The organism is Burkholderia sp. HMSC10F09 (assembly GCF_001806955.1).
Taxonomy (GTDB): domain Bacteria; phylum Pseudomonadota; class Gammaproteobacteria; order Burkholderiales; family Burkholderiaceae; genus Burkholderia; species Burkholderia multivorans.
Map to the genome: position 1 here is coordinate 4,007 of NZ_KV786907.1, position 6,977 is coordinate 10,983.

Consider the following 6,977-nt stretch of genomic DNA (forward strand, 5'->3'; position numbering starts at 1 on the left):
CACGGGCCCCTGCTCGATATGCGCTTCGAAATAGGCGTCGACCGCGCCGCCCGTGCGCCGCGTGCCGCGATAGCCGCAGGCGTCGAGCGCATCGCCGAGCGAGACGCCGTCGGCATCGCGCGTCGCAAGCGCATCGGCAAGCGGCAGCGCACCGGTGAACACGGCCGAGCCGAGCATCGCCGGCGCGAAGCGTGCACCCTCCTCGTTCGTCCAGGACACGATCTCGAGCGGCTTGTTCGTCACGACGCCTGCAGCGTTCAGCGTGCGCACGAGTTCGAGCGCGGCCAGCACGCCGTACACGCCGTCGAAGCGCCCGCCTTCGGGCTGCGTGTCGAGATGGCTGCCGATCAGCACCGGCGCCGCGTGCGCGTCTGCGCCGTCGCGCCGCGCGAACAGGTTGCCGACTTCGTCGACGCTGACCGTCATGCCCGCGTCGCGGCACCACTGCGCGAACAGGTCACGCCCGCGCCGGTCGTCTTCGGTGAGCGCAAGCCGGCGCACGCCGCCGCGAGGTGTCGCGCCGATGCGCGCCATGTCCGTCAGGCTGCGCCACAGGCGGTCGCCGTCGATTTTCAACAGGTCTTTCATATGCACTCCGGATAAAACCGTGAATCGGTGCTCAGTGCGTGCCGAGCGCTTCGGCGCCGGCCGGCTGCGCCGCGCGGCGCGCATCGAGCGCGACGATGCAGAGCAGCGAGATGCCGGACAGGCACGTGTAGAACACCGCGAGCGGCCACCACTGGCCCGCGAAGCGGTGCGCGAGCCACGTGCCGACGAGCGGCGTCAGGCCGCCCGCGAGCGCGCCGCAGATCTGGTACGCGAGCGAGATCGCCGAATAGCGCACGTGCGCGGGAAACACGCCGCTGACGAAGCCCGCGATCACCGAATAGAAGCCCGACATGCAGACGACCGCGATCGCGATGCCCGTCACGAGCGACACCGACGTGCCGCCCTGCACGAGCATGAACATCGGATACGGCGACAGCATCGCGAGCGCGGCCGCGAGCTTCAGGAAGCGCGCGCCGCCGATACGCTCGGCAATCCACGCGGAAATCGGCTGGCCGACGAACTGGATGATCGCGACCGCGAACAGGCTGTCGAGAATCAGCGACCGCGACACGCCGACGTACTGCGTGGTGTACGCGATCATGAACGTGTTCGTGAAATAGACGCCCGCGATCCCGATCGTGTTCGCGCCGATGCAGAGCAGCACGAGCCCCCATGCGGACCGGAACACTTCGGCCACCGGCAGCTTCACCGTGCGGTTCGCTTCCTTCACGCGGGCGAACTCGGGCGATTCGTTCACGCCGAGCCGGATCAGGATGCCGACGATCAGCAGCACCGCGCTTGCGAGAAACGGCAGGCGCCAGCCCCATGCGAGGAAATCGGCCTTGTCCATCGACGTGACCGCGCGAAACGCGAGCAGCGACAGGATCAGGCCGGCCGGGCTGCCGAGCTGCGCGAACGACGCGAAGAACGTGCGGCGGCCCTGCGGCGCGTGTTCGCCCGCCATCAGCACCGCGCCGCCCCACTCGCCGCCGACCGCGATGCCCTGCACGATGCGCAGCACGACGAGCAGCACCGGCGCGAGCATGCCGACCGTCGCGTAGTCGGGCAGCAGCCCGACGCAGACGGTCGCGACGCCCATCATCATCAGCGTCGTCATCAGCGCCTTCTTGCGGCCGATGCGATCGCCCAGATGGCCGAATACGATGCCGCCGAGCGGGCGTGCGAAAAAGCCGACCGCGAACGTCGCGAACGACGCCATCGTGCTGACGAAGCGGTCGTGCGACGGGAAGTACAGCTCGCCGAACACGAGTGCAGCGGCGGTCGCGTAGATGTAGAAGTCGTACCACTCGATCATCGTGCCGATGAACGCGGCCGTCGCGGCGCGGCCCGGCTGACGGGCGGAAGGAAGAGACTGGGTCATGCGGGGCTCCTGTCGCGCGCCGGGCCACTCGGCAACGGCACGCAATATGGTGATGGCGACCGTCTGTCGCGGCCTCGGGCCGCACGCTGCGGCACGCCTCCTTTATCGGCCGCCGCAATTCATTAGTCAAATTTCAAGTTATTATTCGGCGTATAAATTCAGCTAATGCACGGCACACCTGCCGTCCGGAGACCCGATGCGCGCCGATCTCGCTCCCTTCCTCAACGACCGTCTCGACTGGAACCTGTTGCGTACCTATCTGGTGATCATGCAGGAGCGCAGCGTGAGTCGCGCGGCCGCGCGGCTGCACGTGACGCAGCCCGCGGTGAGCCAGGCGTTGCGCCGGCTCGAGGACACGCTCGAGCGACGGCTGATCGAGCGGCGCGGCGCGCACTTCGCGCCGACGCCGGCCGGCGAAGCCGTCTACCGGATCGCGAGCGACATCTATGGCGGCATCTCGCGCCTCGAAACGGAGCTCGACGACAGCACGGCCGACCTCACCGGCTCGATCCGGCTGTTGACCGTGAGCCGCATCGAGTCGCCCGTCTACGACGAATTCCTCGCGGATTTCCATCGCGCGTATCCGCGCGTCGATCTTCAGATCGAAGTGATGCGCTCGTCGGACATCCTGTCGTCGCTGCTGCAGAAGACCGCGACGGCCGGGCTCGGCCTGTGCCGCACGCCGCACGACAAGCTCGAGATGCGCTGCTTCCTGCGCCAGCGCTATGCGATCTACTGCGGTCGCCATCATCGTCTGTTCGGGCAGACGCAGTTGCGGATGGAAGACCTGCTCGCCGAGAACTTCGTGTCGTTTACGAGCGATCAGATCGGCGACAGCCTGTCGCCGCTCACGGTATTTCGCGATCAGAAGGGCTTCACCGGACGCATCGTCGCGTCGTCGCCGAGCCTCGAGGAAGTGCGGCGGCTGATTTTCGCCGGCTACGGCATCGGCTGCCTGCCCGAGCATATCGTGCGCGACGACATCGCCCAGCAGCGGCTGTGGCGGCTGCCGCCCGACGAAGGGCTCGTCGACGTCGACGTGTTCCTGCTGTGGCATCGCGACCGCAAGATGAATGCGGCCGAGCTGGCGTTTCTCGAGGCGATGGAGCGCTGCATGCAGCGCTATTCGCTCGCGCAGCGGCTCGGGAAATAGCGACGCAGGCGCGACGCAGTGCACGCGCTGTAGGCAACTCGGGCCGCACGCATGCCGGCCCGATGCGCACCGTCAGGGCTGCGCTTCGCCGCGCTCGAGCGGCAGAATCAGGCGTTCGGGAATGCTGCGACGCGACGCGCGTGCGCCCACGTAATACAGCACGGCCGGCACGACGAGGCCGAGAATCCACGAGATGTCGGTGCCGCCGAGCGCGTCGACGAGCGGGCCCGTATAGACGTGCGTCGACATGAACGGCAGCTGCACGAGAATGCCGATCACGTAGATCGCGATCGCCATCGCGTTCCAGCGGCCGTAGCGGCCGTCCGGGTCGGACAGCGCCGGCACGTCGTAGCGCGAACGCGTGAAGCAGTAGTAGTCGACGAGATTGATCGCGCTCCACGGCGTGAAGAACGCGAGCAGGAACAGGATGAAGGCCGTGAATTCCTTCAGGAACGAATGGCGACCGGCCAGCGCGATCAGCGTCGAGACGCAGATCATCCCGAAGATGTACAGCAGCCGGCTGCGCGACGACACCGCGCCCTTGCCGCGAAAGCCGCTGACGATCGTCGCCATCGACATGAAGCTGCCGTACGCGTTGAGCGCCGTCACCGTGACCTTGCCGAACGCGATGCTGAAATACAGCAGCGCGGCCACGGCGCCCGTCGAACCGAGGCCGACGATGTACGCGACTTCGTGGTGCGCGAAGCCGCTGCCGGCCAGCGCCGCCGCGAACACGCCGAACACCATGGCCGCCTGCGCGCCGATCACGGAGCCGAGGCCCACCGCGAAGAACGTGCCGAGCGACGACGTCGAGCGCGGCAGATAGCGCGAGTAGTCGGCGACGTACGGGCCGAACGCGATCTGCCACGATGCCGACAGCGACATCGACAGCAGGAAGCTCGCGAGCGTGAAATGCCGGTTCGCGAGCAGCGCGCCGATGTCGTGGTTCGCGAACAGCTGAGCGAACATGTAGACGAACGCGACGATGCCGATCACGCTCGCGATTCGGCCGACGAAGTGGATCGCGCGATAGCCGCACACCGTCAGCACCACGATCACCGCCGCGAACAGCAGGATGCCGGCCGCGTCGTCGACGTGCAGCAACTGCGCGACCGCCTGCCCCGCCAGCACGGACCCGCTCGCGGAAAAGCCGATGTACATCAGGCACACGAGCACGATCGGGATCATCGCGCCGTACACGCCGAACTGGACGCGGCTCGAGATCATTTGCGGCAGCCCGAGTTGCGGACCTTGCGCGCCGTGCAGCGCCATCACGGCGCCGCCGATCAGCTGCCCGAGCAGCAGCGCGATCAGCGACCAGAACACGTCGCCGCCGAGCACGACCGCGAGCGCGCCCGTGACGATCGCGGTGATCTGCATGTTCGCCGACAGCCACAACGTGAACTGGCTCAGCAAACCGCCGTGACGTTCGGCGTCGGGAATGAAATCGATCGAGCGGACTTCGATCAAGCCGCCGGCGTTTCCGGTGGGATGCGTTGACACGGGCAAATCTCCAGATGACTCGGGACGACAAATGGTTCGAACGGGACGCTGAACGTGTCGAGCCGTCGGTGCGGCGCTTCGACGCGGCGCCGTGGCTCGCCGAGCGACGCCATGCATGCGCGATGGGCGCGACGAGCACGGCGCCGCGCATGCGGCACGACGCGGGCAGGCATTGCCAGCGCATGATCTTGTATATACAACTTGTCCGATATCCGGAAATACCCGTCTTTCGCCGCTTTTTTAGGCGTGTAGATGGGTCGGCGCGCGAGTCGCAGCGTGATGCAAGGTGATGCATGGAAACCGAAAGGGAGGCGGCGGCATCGTCATCGACAGGCGACGATCGGCGGCGCCCTTCATCGTTCGTCCACCGTTCGTTCGCCGCTCAGATCAGCCGGTCCGACGCGACGACATGCACGCCCGGCCGCGCGTCGAGCGCGGCATCGAGCAGCGCGCGTGCAATGCGCGGTGCGGGATTCACGCGCCACTTCGGCGGCAGCAGCGCGGCCGCGATCCTCAGTGCGAACTGCAACGCGCGCTCCCCGAGCCGGAACTCGTCGCGGCTACCGCCGATCAGCCCGGGACGCACGTACGTCAGCGACGCGAAACCGACGTCCGCGAGCGAGCGCTCTACTTCGCCCTTCACGCGACTGTAGAAAACGCGCGACGCCGGATCCGCGCCGAGCGCGGAATTCAGTACGTAGGTCGGCGTGCCGTGCCGATGCGCGAGGCGCGCGACCGCGAGCGGATAGTCGTGATCGACGCGCCGGAATGCCGCCTGCGATCCGGCGATGCGCATCGTCGTGCCCAGCGTGCAGATCACGGCGTCGGCACGCCACCAATCCGCGTCGGCCGGCAGCTGCTCGAAGTCGACCGTCACCGCCTGCAGCTTCGGATGCGGTGACAACGGACGGCGCGCGATGACGACGATGCGCGCGACGCGCGGATCGGCGAGCGCCGCATCGAGGACGTGGCGTCCGACCAGACCGGTCGCGCCGACAAGCAGCAGTTTCATGTTCGATCGCTCTGTTGGATGACGTTGCGCTGATCGCTGATGTCCAGCGCTGCAGTGTACGGCCGTGCCGCGCCGCCACAAACCCGCGCTACGAACCGCCCGCCCTTTGCCGCGACATGCTCGGCGCCACGCCCGTCCAGCGCTTGTACGCCTGCGAGAACGATGACATGTCGCTGAACCCCAGTTCCTGCGCAATCTCCTTGATCGACAGCCGCCCCTCGGCAACGAGCGCCTGCGCGCGCGCCTTGCGGACCGCATTCGAAATGTCGCGAAAGCACGCGCCCTCTTCCTGCAGCCGGCGCTTGAGCGTGCGCTCGCTCGTGTTGAGCAGCGCCCACTATCCGCTGGAACAGCCGGGGTTGTCGCAGATGGTTAATGCGATCGATGCGTTCTATCGGGAGGTGACGGCAAGCGCGGATGGTGCGCGGACGCTGCCGTAAGGGCGGTGTGGGCGGACAAACGAAAACCCCGCGGGGGCGCCTGTGACGTCATAGCCCGATTCACAGCGGAACTGAAACTAGGATTTCAGCCCGCGCCATTCGAGCGTCGGAAGCATCAGCCCGTTTGGCGGCAATCTCACCCAGACGAGCATATGCAACACCGGGCTTGCGATGTATCCGTGTCGGAGCAGTACCTGAGGTCATCGTCTTCAGAACTGAGCGGTCACCTGAAAACCGAGCGTCACACGTGCCGTCGGAAAACCTGACGGCTTGTAAACCGGCGTACCGGCGAAGAGATCGTACGCATAGGTTCCGAGTCGCGTGCCCACGCTGCCCTTTAGGCCGATCACTGCTCCAGCCAACTGCGTACCGACGAGGGCAACAGGTTGCGGGCCCCAAACTCGACCATAGTCGAGTCCCGCATAAAGTGCCTGCCCCGTCTGGCCGATCGGTGCCTGCAATTCGTTGCGCCAATAGAATCCGCGCGCCGCGGCGAGCATCGTTTCACCGTCGAAACCGCGCACGGTGTAGCGGCTACCGATGGTCAGGTCGTCGATGTAATAGAGTGTGTTGCCCGTGTACTGGCCGTGGAGCGTGCCGACATAGCGAAACGTCTGCTTGCCGATCGCGAACGGCACCGACAGGTTCGCATCCAGCACGGCCATCTTGAAGCGATAGGTCGGCCCACCACCCGCTGCCAACGTGTCTTCCTGAGCACCCAATCCACCGACACCTTGACGATATGCAAGCGAGCCATCGAACTGAGCGCCACCGAAGTAGTGGCGATCGGTCAGCCCAAGCTCGATCGTCGTGTTATTGCGGCGCTGCTGCGAAATCTCGGTGTCTTCGATGAAGCTTTGTCCGAAACGACGCGACAGGCGAACGTACGTACCGAGCACGCCATTCTGACTACGGGCGAGCACTCGGGCCAGCTTGAAA

7 protein-coding genes are annotated in these 6,977 nt (G+C 66.3%); 1 reads left to right on the forward strand and 6 read right to left on the reverse strand.

Features of this window, described 5'->3' with window-relative positions:
• Both HMPREF3115_RS32850 and HMPREF3115_RS25705 read right to left on the reverse strand, forming a co-directional pair.
• The coding region (locus tag HMPREF3115_RS32850) for a hydantoinase/carbamoylase family amidase (RefSeq protein ID WP_256276434.1) at positions 1–588 on the reverse strand (588 nt) is incomplete at its 3' end.
• A 31-nt stretch (positions 589–619) separates the two neighbouring features.
• On the reverse strand, positions 620–1,930 hold the full coding sequence (locus HMPREF3115_RS25705) for an MFS transporter (protein ID WP_006407452.1): 1,311 nt from the start codon (positions 1,928–1,930) through the stop codon (positions 620–622).
• A gap of 196 nt (positions 1,931–2,126) precedes the next feature.
• Here HMPREF3115_RS25705 and HMPREF3115_RS25710 point away from each other — a divergent pair, with 196 nt between their 5' ends.
• Positions 2,127–3,083, forward strand: a complete 957-nt coding sequence (locus tag HMPREF3115_RS25710; RefSeq protein WP_006401094.1) for a LysR family transcriptional regulator — start codon at positions 2,127–2,129, stop codon at positions 3,081–3,083.
• A 72-nt stretch (positions 3,084–3,155) separates the two neighbouring features.
• On the opposite strand, the gene HMPREF3115_RS25715 is transcribed toward HMPREF3115_RS25710, so the two are convergent.
• From HMPREF3115_RS25715 to HMPREF3115_RS32855, 4 genes are all read right to left on the reverse strand, one after another.
• Positions 3,156–4,586 carry a purine-cytosine permease family protein gene (locus HMPREF3115_RS25715; RefSeq protein ID WP_039224935.1) on the reverse strand — a complete coding sequence of 477 codons (1,431 nt, stop codon included), beginning with the start codon at positions 4,584–4,586 and terminating at the stop codon, positions 3,156–3,158.
• 382 nt (positions 4,587–4,968) lie between these two features.
• Positions 4,969–5,598 carry an NAD(P)H-binding protein gene (locus tag HMPREF3115_RS25720; protein ID WP_070556649.1) on the reverse strand — a complete coding sequence of 210 codons (630 nt, stop codon included), beginning with the start codon at positions 5,596–5,598 and terminating at the stop codon, positions 4,969–4,971.
• An 88-nt stretch (positions 5,599–5,686) separates the two neighbouring features.
• Positions 5,687–5,929: a helix-turn-helix transcriptional regulator gene (locus tag HMPREF3115_RS30300; protein WP_223852617.1), complete on the reverse strand. Its 243-nt coding sequence runs from the start codon at positions 5,927–5,929 to the stop codon at positions 5,687–5,689.
• Between the two features lie 318 nt (positions 5,930–6,247).
• Positions 6,248–6,977: ShlB/FhaC/HecB family hemolysin secretion/activation protein (locus HMPREF3115_RS32855; protein WP_256276435.1), on the reverse strand; the 730-nt coding region annotated here is incomplete at its 5' end.